This window comes from Micromonospora sp. CA-111912 (genome assembly GCF_050948415.1).
In the GTDB taxonomy this organism is placed as follows: Bacteria; Actinomycetota; Actinomycetes; order Mycobacteriales; family Micromonosporaceae; genus Micromonospora.
On the sequence record NZ_CP192007.1, the window covers coordinates 7,013,199 to 7,030,638 of the forward strand.

Consider the following 17,440-nt stretch of genomic DNA (forward strand, 5'->3'; position numbering starts at 1 on the left):
GATAGGGCGGTCCGAAGGATTAGGTCCGTTTCTGGGTGCGGGTGAAGATTCCGGGCTTGGTTTCGGTCAGGATTTGGCGGCTGGCCATGCGTTTCAGCTTTGCTCGGGTGCCTTCGACGTGTTTCGGGAGCGGTTCGATGTCGAGGGCGAGGCAGATGTCCTTGGCGCGCATCCCGGTGATCGAGCCGTTGCTGCCAGCACGGGATCCGCGTCGGGGTGGTCGGCCGTTGCGGTATCCGCATCGGTTGTCATCGACACGATCCTGTACGTGCTGCGTAGCGCTGCGGCGTGGCGGTATGTGCCTCACCATCTGGTGCCGTTGGACGTGGTGTACCGGTGGTTTCGCTGCTGGAGCGCCGACGACACGTGGAACTCAAGGCGGCGGGGGGCGCTGGCCGTTTGATCGGTACGCCCGGGACGTCACCGGGAGCACTGCGCTGACGAGCCTGCCAGGCGTCGACCATCCGACACGGCACCGACCTGTGGCCGGTGACCGGCACGTGCCCGGCATGCGCCGGACCCTCCATCTTCCCGCCGCCCTGATCCTGGCCACCGTCGTGCTTACCGGCTGCGGCAGCAGCCCGACCCGGACGCCGCGCCGACCACCTCCGCCGCAGCCGCGAAGCGCCGGCCGCCCGGGCAGTCGCAGGGACGGTGGTCCTCAACGACGGGTCCGGCTTCGGCTGGAACAGCTCGGCCGGCTGCTTCGGCACCGGGTACCGGTGGAACCCATCTCCTCCGTCATAGCACCTGTGACCGTTAGGCCGAGCGGAACGTGCGGGGTGTCCGTTTGGTGTCGCGGGTGCCGGCCGCGCGGCGTTCGCTGTCGTCCTTCTTTGGTTGGGATAGCCGCTCGACGAGGGCGTCGATGGCGCTGGCGTCCTGGGGCTCGACTCTTGTTGCGGCAGCCTGTCTGATCACGGCGGCCTCCCCGACCACCGGCTTGGGCGGGCGAGTCTTCATCGTGAATGCCGGTGTCTGGCGGCCGTCGGCGACGAGGCGGGTCACGGCGGTGTAGGCGTCGAGGTGGGTCAGGTCGTGCTCGTCGAGTTCCGGCAGGGTGTGGCGGGCGAGGACGCGGGCGTCCTCGGGGGCGCAGGAGAAGTAGATCTTGTTGCGGGCGTTGGCGGAGGCGGCGGCGAGGAGGTCTTTGGGGAACTGGGCGAGGTCCTGGTGGGACAGCACGAGAGACAACCGGTACTTGCGGGCTTCGGCGAGCATCGTGTCCAGGGAGTTGGCGAGGGTGAGGAAGTTCTGCGCCTCGTCGATGATCAGCGTGGCGTCGCGGCGCTGGTCGGGGGCGATTCTGGCGCGGGCGGTGGCGGCCTGCCACACCTGCGCGAGGATCAGCGAGCCCAGTAGCTTGCTGGTGTCCTCCCCGAGTTGCCCCTTGGGAATCCGAACGAGCAGGGCACCGCCGTCGAGGACCTTGCCCATGTCGAAGCTCGAGCGCGGGTAGCGCATGGTGCGTTTGACGAAGTCGCGCAGCAGGAACGCGCGCAGCCGGGCCAGCACCGGTCCGATGACTTGGGAGCGCAGGGCCGGGTTGAGTTCGTCGTACCACTGCCAGAAGCCACGCAGTCCGGCCGGGTCGTCGAGGTCGACGGTCATCGCGGAGCGGAACTGCGCCGAGTTGAGCAGGGGCGGGATGTGCTGCAGGGTGACGTTGGCGTGGCGTAGCAGCGTGAGGCAGGCGACGCGCATGACGTCGTCCATGCGGGGTCCCCACGCCTTGGCGAAGATGTTGCCGAAGATCGACACGAGGTTGTCGACCACGAGGTCAGGGTCGTCGCCGGCGAGGGGGTTGATCGTCGGTGGGTTGGGTTGGTCGGGGTCGAACAGGACGACCCGGTCGGCGACGAAGGCGGGGAGCCGGTCGAGGATGTCGAGGACGAGGTCGCCGTGGGGGTCGATGACGACGGTGCCGCGGCCGGCTTTGATGTCATCGACGGCCATGTTGACCAGCAGTGTCGTCTTGCCGCTGCCGGTCGACCCGATCACATGCAGGTGATATCTCGAATCCGGCACAGACAAAGCGATACCGTGTCCGCCGACCTGCGCGTCGCCGAGGACCTTCACGCCGCGTCCGCCGGTGGGGACGGCGACGGGTGCCGGCATGGACTTGGCGCGGGCCCGGTTAAGGCCCGGCACGGCCAGGTCGCGGGGTAGGGCGGCGAGGGCGGCCAGCTCGGGTGTGGAGGTGAGGAATCCGCCGCCGAGGCGCCGCTGGGCCAGCACGGCTGCGGGATGGGGTAGGCGGGTGCGGTGGGTGAGGCGGTTGCGTCCGGAGTACACCGCGAACGCCGAGGCGATGGTGTCGGCGATGCCTCGCAGCCGGGGGCGTTGGTCGGTGGTGGCGCGTCGGGGGTCTTTGGCGACGGCGTAGCGCACGGCGGTTTCCCACAGCGGGTGGGAGGTCTTGTCGAGGATGGCTCGCACGTCGCGTTCGATTCCCGGGTCGCGGCGGCCTGTGGTTGCGGGCCGGGCGGTGGCGTGGGCGGGGCGGCCGGGTAGGAGCACCTCGACGAGCCAGAGCAGCGGCGTGGCGGGGTTGATGGTGGGTAGGGCCGTTTTGCCGTCGCGTAGGCGCGTTGCGGCGCGTCGGGCTCGCAGGGCGCGGCGGGAGGTTGCGGGGCGGGCCAGGATCTGCACGCAGGCGTGCTCGTCGGCCCGTAGCCCTGATCCGGCGGACATGAGGGCGCGCAGCGGGTCGTTGTCGTGGTCGGTGTGGAGCGGCAGCCACTCGGCGGCGGTGGGTAGCAGATGCCCGCCCACGATGGCTGGCGCATTCAGCGGTATCGGCGGTGGAGCGGAGTTGTCGGTGGTGCAGGTGGCGCCGGGCCATGCGGCGCGTATGGCGGCTTCGACGGCGCCGGGTGGGATGGGGCCGGGTACCCACAGGCTGATGAGTAGTCGCCGGCCGGTCCAGGTGTACTGCCACACCACGTGTGGGCTGCCGTAGAGCAGCCGGTGTCGGCGCGATGGGGTGAGGGTGCCGGTGAGGTTGGCCCACAGGGCAGCGGCGCTGTGGGGGTCGACCTCGGGTGGCGGGGCGATGGTGACGAGGCGGGCTCCGTCGGCGTGGCGGCGATGCCGCCAGAGAGCGAGGAGGTTACGGCCGGCGACGTAGGCGATCAGCGTGGCCGCGGCGACGGCGAGCAGCCAGGGCCTGTGTGCGGCCCAGGCGGTGGCGTCGAGAATCCACCGGGTGGCCCCGGTCGGGGGCGTGACGTCCGCGCCCGGTCCGCCGGGGACAGGTACGGGCGTGGGTGTGGGGTGGGTGGCGGGCGTGGTCACAGGTCCTCCTCGTCGTCGAGGTCGGTCAGCTCGCTTGGCCTCGTGGTGCACAGTTGGTGCTCGGTGTCGGAGGCGATGGCTTCGAAGCTGGTCCGGTTGGTGCCGGAGATCAGCAGGCCGGTGCCGACGCGGGCGGCAAGGAGGAGTCGGCGTTCGCCGGCGGTGAGGCCGAACGCGTCGCCGATGGTGTCGATGGCCTGTGGTGCCTGTTTGAGCAGGATCTGGGTGGCGGCGTTCGCGACGACGGCGTGGCCGAGGTCGCTGCCGAGGACGTCGGCGACGTCCTGGGTGATCACGGCTAGGCCGGCGTGGCGTTTGCGGGCGGCTTTGGACATGCGGAACAGGAACCGGGCGCCTTCGCCGTCGCGCATGAGCAGCCACGCCTCGTCCACCACCACGAGCCGCCGCGCCGTTGACGGGCCGGGCGCGTCGATTTGCCGCCAGATGGCGTCGAGGGCCAGGAGGGTGCCGACGGTGCGCAGTTCGTCGGGTAGGTGCCGCAGCGACCACACGACCAGGTGCCCGTCAGGGCGGGTGGTGGTCGGGCCGTCGAACAGGTGCGAGAACGAACCGTGCACCCACGGGGCGAGGCGGGCGGCGAGCTGCCGCGCGGCGGGGTCGTCGTCGGCGTGTAGGCAATCGGCGAGGTCGCGCAGCAGTGGGGCGGGCCGGTGGTGGGTGGCCGGGTCGGCGGTGATGCCGGCCTGGCGGTAGGCGGTGAGGATCGCCCGGTCGAGGGCGGCCCGTTCCGTCGGGGGTGGCTGCTGGCCGAGCAGCACCGCGATGAGGGTGTGCAGGAACAGGCCGCGCCGGGTGAGGACGTCGGGACGGGTGTCGCTGGTGGGCAGGTCGAGGGGGTTGACCTTTACCCCGGCTAGGCCGAGGCGCACCACGGTGCCGCCGACGGCGTCGGCCAGGCGCGGGTATTCGTCTTCGGGGTCGATGACGGCGACCTGCACCTGCTGGTAGAGGTTGCGCAGGATCTCCAGCTTCACGAAGTACGACTTGCCGGCGCCTGAGCGTGCGAGGACGACGGAGTTGTGGTTCTCCTGCGCCCAGCGGTCCCACCACACGATGCCCTGCGAGTCGGGGTTCACCCCGTAGAGCACTCCGCCCTCGGTGGGCGGGTCGCCAGGCAGTGGCGCGGGCGGGTCCGCCGAGGCGAGGGGGAACGCGGCGGCGAGGGCCGCGGTGTCCATGGTGCGGCGCATCTGCAGGCTGTCGGTCAACTGGGCGAAGTTCGTCCGGCCGCGTTCCCAGACGATCAGCTCTCCGTCCAGCACCACGCCGGGCGGGAGCGTCCGGACGGCCCGGGTGATATCCGGAAAGTACGTGGTCAAGTTCTTACCGGCCCGCGACTGGAGGTACACCCCGTCCGCTTCCCGGAAGGCGACCAGACGCCACCCATCCCACTTCGGCTCATGCACCAGCCCGGGGCCCTCGGGCACCGCGTCGACCGGCGCCGCGAGCATCGGCGACACCGGCCGTCGCAGCACCGGCTCGGCTGCCGCCCCAGCTCGGTGCGGAGTCGCCCTCACAGCCTGCCCGATGTATGAAGATCCGTCACCTTCCCCCCCTAGCTCATCCTCGGAGAGAGGTAGCCGAGCGGGGGCGATGATCCGTAAGAACGAATGCCTCATGCGCGTTTTGCGGTGGCGCCACCCGGCCGACCGATGAAGGATTTTCCGCGTGCTCATAACCCCACTGCCGGGCAGCGACCGCAAGTACCTACATACGGCACTAGTCGAGCTACACCAGCGGCTGGTCAACCTCCGCGGTGGCAGCCGATCGGAGGCACGGGAGCGCGCGTTCGCCTACGTCGAGTGGATGCACGAAGCCCGCCGCCGGCTCTACAACCACGTGCGGTCGGCCGAACTGGATCATCTGATTCCCGTGCGGAGCTATGAGCTGCTCATCTCGGTCACCGCTACCGCCCCGCACCCGCCGAGGAGCGGCGAAGAGCGGATCCTGAACGGCCTGATCTCCACCGATCAGTCGGAAAGGGTGGATGTATTCGAACGGGCGCTCAGTGACCTGGAGCAGCAGATCGAGCGCGTCACCCAAAGCGGCAAGTTGGTCGTACTCGACACGAACGTCTACCTCCACCACCCGCAGAAGCTGGAGGAGATGGATCTGGCACCCGTCCTTGGCACTCGCTACGACCCCATCCGAATCATCGTGCCCGTGATCGTCGTAGACGAACTCGACGGCCTCAAGCAGCACCACAAGACCCGCAACCGATGGCGGGCTGCCTACACCACCGCCGTCCTCGACCGGGTGGTCTCCATGCCTGCCGGCACCGGCATTCTCCGACACAGCGACTTCACCCGACTCGTCAGCGAAGGGTTTGCCCGCGGGGAGGTCAGCGTCCAGGTGCTGCTCGGCCCTCCCGGTCACGTCCGGCTTCCTATCGCCGACGAAGAGATCATCGACCGTGCGCTCGCCGTCGAGCTGCTGGCATCCCGGCCGGTGTGCCTGGTCACCTACGACACAGGGATGGCCATGCGCGCGAAGGCGGCCGGGTTGCAGGTGGTCAAGCTGGAGCAGGAGCTGGGCGACGAACCGAAGGCCGGGTGACCCAGCTCCAGCCGTTACCTTCGCGCCCACCAGCGCCGCTTGGGCTGTGCCCGCCGCGCGGCGTCTGCCAACTCCTGCTGGCGTATTTCCCGTCGGGCGTCAGCCAAGGGGATGATCTGGTGAAAGTAGCGACTGCCCAGGTAGGAAGGGCTTTGGAGGGTGGCGCCCAGCGAAGCGAGCGGCATCCGGCGGTGCTTCTCGCAGCCCGGGTGATGGCGGGTGATTTCCCCAGGCAGCTCGGGGCCGGAGCGGGTAGCTCACCGCGCCCGTCGGCCTCGGTCGGTGGTGGTGCGGCCGCGTTCGAGGATTAGCACGTACGAGAACAGACCTGGCCGTTTGCCGGTCACGCGTTCCTGGGCGGCCAGGAGTTCGCCCGTACGTTCGTCGATGATCAGTTGCCAGGTCGACCCGTCGGCGGTCACCGCGAAGCCGAAGCCTGTGCGCCCGGCGATGTCGGTGGTCTCGCCCTGGTAGGTGATGGTGGAGATGCCAGCCAGGACCCGCAGGGTGGCGGTTCGCTGTTCCTGGGTGAGGTATTGGCTGGTGGCGAGTCCGACGATGCCGGAGGCGAGCAGGAAGGGGTACGCGGGTTCGTCGGCCAGTATCGGTGGCGCCAGTGCGTGGGCCAGCGCCGTGGGATCGGTGGGCGGCGGCTCGGGTAGGTAGTGGCGCAGCGTGCCCCGCCCGTACTGGGTGGTCTTCTGCTGGGCGTGGGCGAACAGTTCCCGCTCGTCGGGGTCGGGGCGGTGGTCGACGCCGAGCATGTCCGGTAGCCGTCGGGTGATCTCGCGTCCGGAGTTGTCCGCGCCGCGCCGCCAGCGTCGCAGGTCGGTGCGGATGATCGCGTTCTTGGCGCGGTTCCACATCTGCAGGTGTAGGTAGGTGTAGGGCCGGTCGGTGGCGTCGTCGGCCGGTGTGGCGGCGACGCTGGCAGCCAGGGCGGTCAGGCGTTGCTGCGCGGTGAGGTTCGGTCCGGTGGCGGCCGAGGGCGGCATGGGGGTGGGCTGCTGCGGTTGCGACGGCGACGCTGGTGTAGGCGTCGACCGGCCGGCCGGGGGGCCTGACTGGCAGGCGGTGAGCGAGACGCTGCCGAGAAGACCCACCACAAGTCGGGTGGGATCGTTTCGTCGGGGGATGAGCATGCGGTGTGGTTCCTCGCTGGGTCGTGGCGTTGCGGGTGGGATCGGCGCCGAACCTTCGGGGTGGCCTGGCACCGTTCGGCGTACCGGGTCAATCAGCAGTGGCGGAGGGAAGCATCGGGCGGGCCGGGCGGGCCCCTCGAGTCAGGGGCCAGAGCTTCGGTCCGCTGGGCAAGTTCAGCGGCAGGGCGGCGCGGTAACCCTGCTGGCGGAGCATGTCCCGGGTTGCCTCGGTGGTGACCACGGTGTAGACCGGCCATCCGGTGCCGTCAACGACCTGGTGGTGCCGGCGCAGCAGTTCGCGGGCGAGGCCCTGTCGCTGGTAGGCCGGGTGTACGGCGAGCCACGACAGCCAGTGGTGCGGTGCCCAGGACCTGTAGCTGTCGATGGCGGAGTTCAGCGTGGACAGGCGGGCGGCTGCGGTGCCGGCGAAGGTCGTCAGGTGGTGGTCCCCGAGCGGCAATCGGGGAGCGTTCGGGTCGTGTCTGCGCCATACCGCGACCGCCGAGAGGTTCAGCGTGACGTCGACGGTTCCGGTTTCGATCGCGTGGTCGATGTCGACGGCAAGGAGGCGGTGCAGGACGGTGATGCGCTCTGTGGGGTCGGGCAGCAGCCACTGGATGACGGGGTCGCCGTCGAGTGCGCCGGCCAGCAGTACCGTGATCGCGGCGACATCCTGGGGTGTCGCCCGGCGGAGGGTCGTGCCCAGGGCAGCGCCGCTCACAGTGGCCGCCTGCGTGGCAGGAGGTCCGTCGGGAACGGCGCGGGGCTGCCGTCGGTCGGTTGGCCGCGCCACATCCGCCAGATCAGCGGTCCTTGGGTTGGTAGGTGGATCGGTTCGCCTTGGCGGTAGCCGAGGCGCAGGTACAGGTCCCTGTTGCGGGTGTTGCTGGCCTCCAGGTAGGCCCCCCGGTGGGTCGCGTCCAGTGTTTGGTGTGCGGTGGTGAGCAGCGCCGAGCCGACGCCTTGGCCTTGGTGGCGGGGGTCGACGGCGACGTAGGCGAGGTAGTCGTGTGGGGCGTGTGGGTGGTGTGTTTCGAAGATGGCGTCGAGCAGCAGGAACCTCGGTGCGTACTTGCCGGTGGCTTTCTCCACCTCGTAGTAGTGGTCGGTTGACGCGAGCAGTGGGACCTCGTCGCGGGTGTACCAGATCGCGACGGCCGACAGGTCGGAGGTCGTGTCCACGCGGCCGTGCTGGAGCCCGTGGTGGAAGACGAGCTTGAAGTAGCGAAAGTAGACCGCGCGGCGGTCGCCGAGGTCGGGGACGAGCCAGTCGGCGACAGGCCCGGTGAGGAACGCCTCCACCAGCACGGTGATGAGGGCGCCGGCGTCCTCGCGTGTGGCTTGGCGGACAGTGAGGGTGCTGTTCGATTTCATGGTCGCTCCTGGTCAGACCGGCTGGCGGGTGGCGTCGGGGGTGCGTACCGGCGCGGTGGCGCTGTCCGCGCCGAGGCCGATCGCGGTGAACACGTCGGGACGGGTAACGCGCACGATCACCGCCCAGACGGCGCCGAGAACGGCGGCGATGCCGTAGGCCGCGGGGAACCACCAGCGCAGCGGCGACGTCGCGGCGACACCGAGCAGGACGTCGAACTCCTGGATGGTGACGACGAGGATGGCGGCCAGCGCGCCAGCAGCGGCCAGCGGTGCGATCGCGGTGCGCCACAGGCCGTCGCGGTGTGGGGTGCGGGCGAAGAAGGCGACCACCGCGGCGGAGGTGACGGTCATCAGGATCAGGACGCCGAGGCCGCCGGTGACGGTGATCCAGAAGAACAGGTGCACGATCGGGTCGACGCCGGTGACCGCGTAGCCTGCGAGGACGGCTACCGCAATGACGCTCTGGACGATTGAGCCGGCCTTCGGTGCGCCGGTGCGGCGGCTCGTGCGGCCCAGCCATGCGGGTAGGACGCGCTCGCGGCCGAGGGCGAACAGGTACCGGGCGACGGTGTGGTGAAACGCCAGCAGCGCGGCGAAGAGGCTGGTGATGAACAGGACCCGGCCGACGGTGACGACACTGGCGCCGAGGTGCGGGGACACCAGGTTGAAGATGAGGTCGGTGCCGTCGGTGCGGGCGGCGTCGACGATGTTGTCGGGGCCGGTGGCGACGGACATCGCCCACGCGGACAGCCCGTAGAGCAGGCCGATGGCCGCCACGGCGATGTATGTGGCTCGCGGTACGGTGCGTTGCGGGTCTTTCGTCTCCTCGCTGAACACGACGGTGCCTTCGAAGCCCACGAAACCGGTGATCGCGGTGACCAGCGCCGCGCCGATGCCGGCGGCGAAGATGTGCGACGGGGCGAGGGTGTCGAAGCTGACGCTGCCGGCGGCCGGGTTGCTGACCATGACGACGTCGAAGACGACCGCGACGGCGCACTCGGCGATGAGCACGACGGCCAGCACCTTGCCGTTGAGGTCGATGCGTAGGAGTCCGAGGACGGTCACGGCAGCCCAGGCGGCGAGGGCGCACAGCCACCAGGTGGTGTTCCAGCCGTAGCGGCCCTGGAGGAACTGGGCCAGTACCGCGCCGAACCCGCCGTAGAGGCCGATCTGCATCGCGTTGTACGCCAGGAGCGCGACGAAGGCGGTGGCGACGCCCGCCGGCTTACCCAGGCCGTGAGCGACGTAGGTGTAGAACGCGCCGGCGTTGACGATGCGGCGGGACATGGCCACGTAGCCGACTGCGAACAGGGCCAGGATCGCGGCGACGACAAGGTAGGACACGGGGATGCCGACGACGCCGGTGACGGCGTACCCGGTGGTCGCGCCCCCGGCAACGACGGTGAGTGGCGCCGCAGCGGCGATGACGAAGAACACCACGGACGGGATCCCGAGACGGCCGCGTGCCAGCACGGCCGAGACGGTGTCGGGTTTCGATGTACGCATCGGGTCTCTTTCAGCAAGGGTGGTCGGGGGGTTGACTGCGCGTCAGGTGCGGTGACTCAGGACGCTTCCGCCGATGACGCTGCTGACGTCGGCGAGCAGGTCGCGTACCGGTTGTGGGGCCTGCGCGACCACCTGACGCAGGTGGGTGCGGACGGCCAGCGACGCGCCGTCGAGCAGGGCCGTGTCCAGCTGGGTGTGCAGGGCCAAGCCCGCGAGCACCACGTCGAAGGAGTTGAGGCGGCGGGTGAAGCGCAGGTTGACCGACAGCCGCGCCCACGACGACGCGGCGACGTTCATGTCGGTCGGCACGTGGATGGTGCGTTGACGCCACAGCCGGCCGACCTGTTCTTGCCGCAGCAGCCCGACCTGCCACATGCGGTCGGTGACCTGCTCGCTGGCGGTGGCGGCCAGGAACGCCAACCACGTCCGGGTGTCGCTGTGCTGCGGCTGCGCGATCAGCCGGTCAAGCACGACGTGTTGCAACCAGTTCCTCGGCGGCCAGGGCTGGAGCACTTCGATCCGCCCCTGCTTGAAGGTGATCCGGCCTTCGCCGTACAGCTCGGCGAGTAGCGCGGCGGCTAGGCCGTGGTTTAGCGCGGACTCGAACAGGCGTGGCCGGCCGGTCTGGTCGTCGTGGGCCATGAACCAGAATTCATTGGCGAGCAGCGTCGGCCGAGCGGGCGCGTTGCCTACAGCTTGGACGTGATGCTGCGGCGCGGCGGGCTGAACGCGCACAGGCTGAGGGACGTCGTCGGCTACGCCGGGATGTGTATGCACGCGTCTGGCCTTTCTGGGTCGCTCGTCAAGAGGGCTGCAGCGGCCGCGTTCTCTAGGCGGCGGACGAGGTGGAGGGCGAGTTCCTGTTGCGCCCAGGCGTTCTGTTCGCAGCTGCCGTTAGGCATGCAGTGGAAACAGGTGCGGCCGTCGGCGTGCTGCTTGTCGGTCATGCGCGCGGACGCATACCGGTCGGCCGGGCCGCAGGGTTCGTCGCCGCGGCTCATGTCGCGCTCGCGTACTTTCGTAGCGCGGAAGGCGAACCCGCAGCTCCATGCATGGCAGGTGCTCGTCGGCATTCGCGCAGAGGCACTCGGGGCGGTGGCCCGCCACCCACACCCACTCGCTGCTGCTGAGGTGCGCCAGGTCGGTGTGGGGCCTGGTAACAACGACGTCTACCGGGCTGCCGGGGGTGAGGTCCCGACCAAAGACCCAGTCGTCGCTGGCGAGGAGCGGCAAGAGGATCCCTGTGACGACATGGGGAAATCGGCGGTGTCGAGTTCACGTTGCCGCCTCTTCGCCAATCGTCCCGGCTGCCTCTGAGAAGACGACCTCGCTCAGGCAGGGCCCACGAGGGCCCTGCAGCGGAGATGCCTGCAGACCGGACGGCCGGACTGGAACAGTCAGGGCGCTCGTCTGCACCTCGACGAGATCGGCGCCGCCGGTTGCGTGGGTCGGCGGCGGGCCCTCCGTGCGACCTTCGAGCGAGGCCGCAGCAGCCCTGCTGCCCCCGCGAGGGCAGCCGAGAGGATTGAACGGCCGGTCGTCGGCCGGAAGGAACCACTTCATCCGGCGTGTTCACCTCTCCTCGTGCACGTGCCTGGCATTGGCGGGTAGTTCGCTGCAAGCAACGATCACGGAACCGAGCGAGGCTGGGAATGCCGACTTTCCGTCCGACTTGACGTACCGACTTACGGTCCGACCAATGCGTGAACTGTGAAAACATGTCGGATCACTACCCGCACCAAGATCGCCTGTTGGGGTAGCGGGGTCACATTGACCTCGCCCCGGGCGACTAACCGTTCAGCCAGGCATGAGTGGCTGGAGCTGCCGGCGAGCCCTCCCAGCCCGCACGTCCGCCGACGTTGACTCGGGCGCGAAATCCGTCGCCTACGTCAGGAGCATGGCGTAACGGGCGAGTCGATCACTCGTGCTGTCAGGTTTTCGCGGCAACAACACAGTGCCCTGACGTCGACCTCGTCAGCGGAATCTGCGACCACCTCGCGGTAGGCGCCGCCCGCGGCTTCCTTGACCTTGCGTATGCCCGCCGCCACGATGGCGGTAGTGGGTGGCGCAATGCTCATACCACCGCAGTCGAGCGCTCTGCCAGCACGCCCGCCTATCTGCATTAATCCAGCCTGACCTACGGGGAGGATGCGTCGGTGCCTCGTCATCCCGAGACGTTGATCAGGCCGAACACGTTGCTCACCGAGAGACGTGCAGGTCTGCCATCGCCTCGGCGGCCTGGACAGCACATGTCCCGGACCGAGCTGGCCGATGCCGTCAACGCTGCCCTCGATCAGCTCTACCCGGGCCGGGACCTCGCCGCCCACTACGTTGACCACCGATGGGTGGGCAAGCTGGAACGCGGTGAGCACCGCTGGCCCAGCGAGCAACGCCGCGTCGCTCTCCGACGCGCCCTGGGCGCTGCCACTGATGCCTACCTTGGCCTGTACAGCCCACGACGTACCGACGGCCGCCCGAGCCTTGATCGCCACCAAGTGGCGGCTGCGTGGTTCGGCAGGCTGCCAGGTGATCTTGCGCAGCTCCCGGGACCGTGGTTGTCCGAATCCGGATTGCATGCGCCGAGCAGGATCGAGAGGCCGCATGTTGAGGCGCTTCAACGCAGCATCGCCTTGTTCGAAGAATGGGACCACCAACACGGTGGGGAACTCGCCCGCGCAGCGATGGTCGGGCAGCTCGAATGGGCCTGCCGAATCGCCCGTCAGGCGTCGGCCTCCGAGACGGTACGCCGAAGCTGGCTGTCGACGGCAGCCCGACTTGCTGACCTTGCCGGTTGGGCGTGCTTTGATTCAGGCGATGGGCCCAGGACCGCTCAGCGGTACCTCGTCATGGCAATCCGCTTGGCCAGCGAAGCCGAGGACGTGCAGCAACGGGCCCACACCGCCACCACATTGGGCAGGCATCTCACGTACCTTGGGCGGGTCTCGGACGCTCTTGATGTGATTGGCCTCGTCCACTCGGACTGGCGTGCGATTCCTCCCCTCGGACGTGCGGTGGTTCGCATCGTGGAGGCTCGCACCTATGCAAGGAGCCATGACGGGCGAGCGTGCGTCCGCGCAGTGGCTTTGTGTGACGAGGAGTTCTCGGCAAGCGGATTGGACGGAGCGGAAGATCCGGTCTGGGGCTACTACGCCGATGCCGGCCAGATTCTTGGTGACGCCGGACATGCTCTGTTCGACATGGCCATGGCAAGTGGTGACCGCAAACAGGCGGATACGACTGTCAATCGGCTACAGTCAGCGTACTCATACCATCCGATGCAAGCTGCCAGATCGCGGGCTCTTACTATGATGAGGATCGCCTGCCTCCAGGTACGCAACGGCAATCTCGCCAGCGGGTTGAACTCCATACAGGCCGGCTTGGCAGACGCTCGGGGCGTCCACTCCAGCCGGCTACGCGATGACCTCCGCACCCTTGGTTCCATCCTCGCAAGCACCGATCCGGAGCCAAGCCTTGCCGGTGAGCTTGCGGCTGCCCAGGCACACGTAGCGGATACTCTCCGCTCGCAGGTCTAGTAGCCTGTCCAGCCGGCGGGAGCGGTCCCGTCTCGCAAGGTATCGATGCGATGCCTCAGCTGACGCTGCCGTTGGGGATCGATGTCCGCTGACTGAGCCAGCCAAAGAGTCATCCGCAGCATACGAATCAGCCGGAGTATCGACCACGACGGGCTAAGGCGGACATCGAAACCATACGTCTGGGCGAACTCGATGTACTCCTTTGCGGAAAACCATCCACACTCGTAGTAGAGGGCTGTCAGGGTCAGATCCCATTCCGGTGGCCCGATACACACCGTCTCAAGATCCACGAACGCCTCACGGCCGTCGGCCGTCACCAGGAGATTCTCCATGTGCGCGTCGCCGTGCAGCACCGCCTCACCGAGCGCGAACTCAGCCGTGTCCCACCGAACCGAGAGTTCATCGCGGAGCTGGCGAAGGAAAAGGCGGTCGCTGATGTCGAGACTGGTGCCCGTCTTCAGCCGCTCTTCGAACCCGTCAAACGGTGACAAGTAGCGCAAAAAATCCCTAGGTATAGGAATCCTGTGAAGCCGCCGCAAGCACTCGGCGAGGACGACCACGTCGGCCGACCGGCTATCAGGAAGGTACTCCCACAGAGACACCACGTACTGCCCGACGATGATCGGCTCCGGCCGTGCGGGGTGAACGACAGGCACCTGCCGCGACGCTAGCAAGGCTGCGACCTCGATCTCCCGACGAGGGTCGCTGCCCTTGGCCGCCCTTGGTACTACCCGCGCCAGCACGCAGGCAGCCGGCAGCAGAACCACACCGTTTTCGCCGACACGAATCACGGTGGCGTCGTGAGCCGGGACGCCTGCTCCGATGGCCGCCGACGTCACCGCGTCGATCGCCTCTTCTGCCTGCACCCGATCATCCTCCCCTCGGCACAGCCGAACCGCCTCGCTGGCTTCTCCGGACGCCGCTGTTCGTGCAGCAGTCGGACGGTCTCGTCCCAACTTGCCCTTTTCAGGCGCGGCCGTTCCGTCGGCGACGCATGCCCTATCGCTATGGTCGAGGACTATAGAATTTTCTCTTCCGCGATGTCACCGAAGTACGTGCGCTGCTTGCTGACCGGTGGGTGCCAGGCCGAGGGAAGGTGTGGTGCCTCGCTCACCGAGTTCCCGCAGCCGCGACCTCTTCCGTGGCATCGCTAGGCCTATAGGCCCCGACGGAGCGAGCCAAGGCGTCGCGCGCGATCTCCACTGCGCCGTTCAGCGTTCGGAGGGTGGATTCTGGTATTGCACCGGCCCCTAGGCCTGCTGCTGCCACGATGTGGGCGAGAGCTTGCTCTTGCGGCTCCTTGATCTGCAAGGCAGTGCGGTGGCCGAGGATTTCCCAAGCTGCGTATCCGTCGGCTGCTTCGAGCGCTTCGGTCGCCATGTGGTGGAGAAGGTGTTGGGCTGCGGCTTCGTGGTGCCCGCTGGACAGCGTGGCGGCTGTGAGACCCCAACGGGCTCGATAGACGGCGTATCCGTCGACGGGTTCGTGTGCGAGAAACTGATCGGCCATGGCGGATATCTGATGGCTGTCCGATCCTGGTGCTGCGCACATGGCGGTCAGGCAGGAGCCAACCTGGTGCTCCCACGGTTGGGTGATGTTGCTGTCGTCGAGGATCGCGCGGGCGGCTTCGGTTTCCTCGTGCAGAAGGTGGGCGATGATCGTGGCTTGGCGTCCTTCCATTAGGTGCAGTCCGATGCCGTTGAGGGTGTTGGCGTGCTCGACGGCGTCGTCCCACCGGCCGGCGAGGGCGAGGATGCGGATGCCCTCGCTGAGGTGTTGTAGCCAGGTCCACTGGCGGAGCTTGCCGAGTTCGTCTGGGGAGCCGGTCAGGTTGGTCAGTGGCAGTGTGTGCCCGTCGACGAGCAGGTTGGTGCCTGTGGTGACGGCTTGGCTCATCGCCTTGAGTAGTTGCAGTGCGGGCTGACCGTGGTGGGCGCGGATCTGCAGGCGGGCGAGGTTGAGGACGGGTTCGAGCAGGTAGCTGGCCTGCAAGACGGTGAGCGAGTCCCGTTGCCGGTAGATGTCGATGTGCTGCCAGCACCATTGGCGGGCCAGGTCCGGCAGGCCGCAGTCGCTGGCGATCAGCGCGGCTTTGTTCAGGGCGTGTGCCGCGTCGGCCATGCCGTTGTCGTTCTGTGCGGCTGCGTTGGCGGCGATCTCGGCGACCTCGGTGACACGGTCGGTCAGGGCGGGGCAGGCGGGTCGGGGCCGGCCGAGGAGTGGGAAGCGACGGACGGCGACGCGGATGGTGGTGGGGTTGACGGCGGTGTTCATGGTCGGCTCCGGGGCAGGAACGCTTCGAGCGCGGCGCGGGCGAGGATGCCTTGGCTGTGGGCGGGCAGCCCGAGCCGGTTCCAGTGGAAGACCACGATGTGGCTGACGACAGCTCGTAGACCGCGGTTGAGGGTGCCGGCCGTCGCGGCAGCTGCAAGTGCGCGGCCGGCGGACGTGTACGCGGTGTGCCATGGCGCGGCGAAGGGAACCACACCGCTGGCTCCGAACAGGGAGTTGTCCGTGTCGGGCGCTACAGCGAGCAGCCCGCGCACGCTGGCTGTGAGCGCGTCGAGTCGGCTGTTGGCGATGTTGTCGAGGGGGCGCATATGGGCGATGCGAGCGAACACGTCGCCGCGTTCGAACCAGTCCAGCCCGGCGGCCTGCAGGAGGCCGCCAAGCAGCAGGAGGGACAGCTCGCGGCGTCCGAGGGCGGGCTGCGGTTGGCGGAGATAGTTGAGGACGCCGCGGCTGTCGGCGCAGAACAGGTCGTGCACGATTTGGATTCCGGATGTGCCGCCGAAGGCGGCGGTCTCCGGTTCGTACAGGTTGGGCCACCACCTGTTGAGTTCACCGGCTGCGGTGAGCTCGTTGAGGACCTGGTTCACGCCGTCGACCTGCGCGTGGGCGAAGCGGATGCGCCAGCAGGGATGTTTGCGCAGGAACCACCAGCCCCCGCATGCGCCCACGTTCGTGAGCTGGTCGAGCCGGGGACCGAGCGAGGTGACCGCAGTCGTCTCTGCGGTGTCCCAGTCGGGAAATTCGGCACGTATCTCGTAACGTATCTCGTACCAGTGGCCGTCGGCTTGTTCCTGAAGCGCGGCGCGGCCGGCCAGGTGGTAGGTCGTGACGGCGTCGGCGAGGTCGGCTGGATCGATGGCCGCCGTTGCCGCAACTGTCTCCAGCGGGGTGCCGGCGAGCACGTTGAGCACGCTGGCGGCCAGTGGTGTGGTGGTCACGTGATCAGGAGGCATGTGTCCCATCCAGTGCGGGTGATTCCGTGCCGCGCGGTCTCGGCTGCCAGGTGGATGCCGGCGTGGCCGGTCAGCAGCCCGGCGATGCCATGCTGGTCGTTAGTCTGGGCGGCCTTCTGTATGGCCGTGGCCAAGGCGGGTAGCTGTTGTTTGAGGGCTGGGCTCTGGGCGTCGGCAGCGGCCTGGTGTGCGGTTGCGTAGAGGCCGGCGAGGCCGTGGCAGAGGCCGAGGTCGGTGAGCCGGTTGAGGTGGCGGTCGGTGAGGCAGGCGGCGAGGGCGTGTTCGGCATCGGCGCGGCGGGCCGGGTCGTCGGTGGCGATCGCGGCGAGCTGGAGTGCACGGGCAATACCCGGGGTGCCGTAGCACCAGGACGGCCGGCCTGGTGCGGGCTGGCTTAGGCGACCGGTTCTTAGGTCGTCGAGGGTGAGCCACTGTGGCCACCAGGTGCTGCCGTCGGCGTCGTGCTGGCGCCATCGGTCGAACCAGCGGGTGAGCTGGTCGATGGCCTCGGCGTGGTGGTCCACACCGTGGCCGTGGCGCATCGCGAGGGCAAGCAGGGCGAGGATGCCCGCTGCTCCGTGAGCCATCCCGAGGTTGGCGTGTCCACCCGGGCGTGGGCAGGGTCGGGTCGGGGTCGTGGGCGGCCCACCAGCCGGGCAGCAGGAGGCCGTCTTGCTTCCGCGGGCGGATCAGCACAGTCAGGTATCGCAGCAGATCAGCGAAAGTGTCGCTGGTGGGCATGCGCTGCATCAGTAGTGCGCCGATG

15 protein-coding genes are annotated in these 17,440 nt (G+C 68.5%); 2 read left to right on the forward strand and 13 right to left on the reverse strand.

What is annotated here, in order from left to right; translation table 11 throughout:
* Positions 1-19 precede the first annotated feature (19 nt).
* Positions 20-172 (reverse strand): hypothetical protein, encoded by a 153-nt coding sequence (locus ACQPZO_RS29995; RefSeq protein WP_433345514.1) that lies wholly within the window; start codon positions 170-172, stop codon positions 20-22.
* Between the two features lie 126 nt (positions 173-298).
* Between ACQPZO_RS29995 and ACQPZO_RS30000 the strand changes: the two genes are divergently transcribed.
* Positions 299-403, forward strand: coding sequence for a hypothetical protein (locus ACQPZO_RS30000; RefSeq protein WP_433351347.1), 105 nt, complete (start codon positions 299-301; stop codon positions 401-403).
* Positions 404-759: 356 nt separating this feature from the next.
* On the opposite strand, the gene ACQPZO_RS30005 is transcribed toward ACQPZO_RS30000, so the two are convergent.
* Both ACQPZO_RS30005 and ACQPZO_RS30010 read right to left on the reverse strand, forming a co-directional pair.
* The gene (locus ACQPZO_RS30005) at positions 760-3,297 is read right to left on the reverse strand and encodes a type IV secretory system conjugative DNA transfer family protein (protein ID WP_433345516.1); all 2,538 of its coding nucleotides are present in this window, start codon (positions 3,295-3,297) and stop codon (positions 760-762) included.
* Positions 3,294-4,769, reverse strand: coding sequence for a helicase HerA domain-containing protein (locus ACQPZO_RS30010; protein WP_433345518.1), 1,476 nt, complete (start codon positions 4,767-4,769; stop codon positions 3,294-3,296). The genes ACQPZO_RS30005 and ACQPZO_RS30010 overlap by 4 nt, the downstream gene beginning before the upstream one ends.
* Before the next feature lie 217 nt (positions 4,770-4,986).
* Here ACQPZO_RS30010 and ACQPZO_RS30015 point away from each other — a divergent pair, with 217 nt between their 5' ends.
* Positions 4,987-5,874, forward strand: a complete 888-nt coding sequence (locus ACQPZO_RS30015) for a PIN domain-containing protein (protein ID WP_433345521.1) — start codon at positions 4,987-4,989, stop codon at positions 5,872-5,874.
* A 257-nt stretch (positions 5,875-6,131) separates the two neighbouring features.
* Here the strand turns inward: ACQPZO_RS30015 and ACQPZO_RS30020 are convergent, their stop codons facing one another.
* The 10 genes from ACQPZO_RS30020 to ACQPZO_RS30065 form a co-directional block, all read right to left on the reverse strand.
* Positions 6,132-6,869, reverse strand: a complete 738-nt coding sequence (locus tag ACQPZO_RS30020; protein WP_433345523.1) for a hypothetical protein — start codon at positions 6,867-6,869, stop codon at positions 6,132-6,134.
* Positions 6,870-7,104: 235 nt separating this feature from the next.
* Positions 7,105-7,737 (reverse strand): GNAT family N-acetyltransferase, encoded by a 633-nt coding sequence (locus ACQPZO_RS30025; RefSeq protein ID WP_433345525.1) that lies wholly within the window; start codon positions 7,735-7,737, stop codon positions 7,105-7,107.
* Positions 7,734-8,390: a GNAT family N-acetyltransferase gene (locus ACQPZO_RS30030; RefSeq protein ID WP_433345528.1), complete on the reverse strand. Its 657-nt coding sequence runs from the start codon at positions 8,388-8,390 to the stop codon at positions 7,734-7,736. Before ACQPZO_RS30030 ends, ACQPZO_RS30025 begins: the two co-directional genes overlap by 4 nt.
* 12 nt (positions 8,391-8,402) lie before the next feature.
* Positions 8,403-9,896, reverse strand: a complete 1,494-nt coding sequence (locus ACQPZO_RS30035; protein WP_433345530.1) for an APC family permease — start codon at positions 9,894-9,896, stop codon at positions 8,403-8,405.
* Positions 9,897-9,938: 42 nt separating this feature from the next.
* On the reverse strand, positions 9,939-10,538 hold the full coding sequence (locus ACQPZO_RS30040; protein ID WP_433345532.1) for a GOLPH3/VPS74 family protein: 600 nt from the start codon (positions 10,536-10,538) through the stop codon (positions 9,939-9,941).
* Between the two features lie 1,247 nt (positions 10,539-11,785).
* Positions 11,786-12,514, reverse strand: a complete 729-nt coding sequence (locus ACQPZO_RS30045) for a hypothetical protein (RefSeq protein WP_433345534.1) — start codon at positions 12,512-12,514, stop codon at positions 11,786-11,788.
* 911 nt (positions 12,515-13,425) lie between these two features.
* Positions 13,426-14,295, reverse strand: coding sequence for a phosphotransferase enzyme family protein (locus tag ACQPZO_RS30050; protein ID WP_433345536.1), 870 nt, complete (start codon positions 14,293-14,295; stop codon positions 13,426-13,428).
* 244 nt (positions 14,296-14,539) lie between these two features.
* On the reverse strand, positions 14,540-15,703 hold the full coding sequence (locus tag ACQPZO_RS30055; RefSeq protein WP_433345538.1) for a hypothetical protein: 1,164 nt from the start codon (positions 15,701-15,703) through the stop codon (positions 14,540-14,542).
* Complete coding sequence (locus ACQPZO_RS30060) at positions 15,700-16,659, reverse strand: thiopeptide-type bacteriocin biosynthesis protein (RefSeq protein ID WP_433345540.1); 960 nt, start codon at positions 16,657-16,659, stop codon at positions 15,700-15,702. Before ACQPZO_RS30060 ends, ACQPZO_RS30055 begins: the two co-directional genes overlap by 4 nt.
* On the reverse strand, positions 16,656-17,261 hold the full coding sequence (locus ACQPZO_RS30065) for a lanthionine synthetase LanC family protein (protein ID WP_433345542.1): 606 nt from the start codon (positions 17,259-17,261) through the stop codon (positions 16,656-16,658). Before ACQPZO_RS30065 ends, ACQPZO_RS30060 begins: the two co-directional genes overlap by 4 nt.
* Positions 17,262-17,440 lie beyond the last annotated feature (179 nt).

What these genes read in the sequence shown, in the direction of transcription:
- ACQPZO_RS29995 (WP_433345514.1), bottom strand. Translation starts at nt 172, where the DNA reads ATGCGCGCCAAGGACATCTGCCTCGCCCTCGACATCGAACCGCTCCCG.
- ACQPZO_RS30010 (WP_433345518.1), bottom strand. Translation starts at nt 4,769, where the DNA reads ATGCTCGCGGCGCCGGTCGACGCGGTGCCCGAGGGCCCCGGGCTGGTG.
- ACQPZO_RS30020 (WP_433345523.1), bottom strand. Translation starts at nt 6,869, where the DNA reads ATGCCGCCCTCGGCCGCCACCGGACCGAACCTCACCGCGCAGCAACGC.
- ACQPZO_RS30030 (WP_433345528.1), bottom strand. Translation starts at nt 8,390, where the DNA reads ATGAAATCGAACAGCACCCTCACTGTCCGCCAAGCCACACGCGAGGAC.
- ACQPZO_RS30035 (WP_433345530.1), bottom strand. Translation starts at nt 9,896, where the DNA reads ATGCGTACATCGAAACCCGACACCGTCTCGGCCGTGCTGGCACGCGGC.
- ACQPZO_RS30040 (WP_433345532.1), bottom strand. Translation starts at nt 10,538, where the DNA reads ATGGCCCACGACGACCAGACCGGCCGGCCACGCCTGTTCGAGTCCGCG.
- ACQPZO_RS30055 (WP_433345538.1), bottom strand. Translation starts at nt 15,703, where the DNA reads ATGAACACCGCCGTCAACCCCACCACCATCCGCGTCGCCGTCCGTCGC.
- ACQPZO_RS30065 (WP_433345542.1), bottom strand. Translation starts at nt 17,261, where the DNA reads ATGGCTCACGGAGCAGCGGGCATCCTCGCCCTGCTTGCCCTCGCGATG.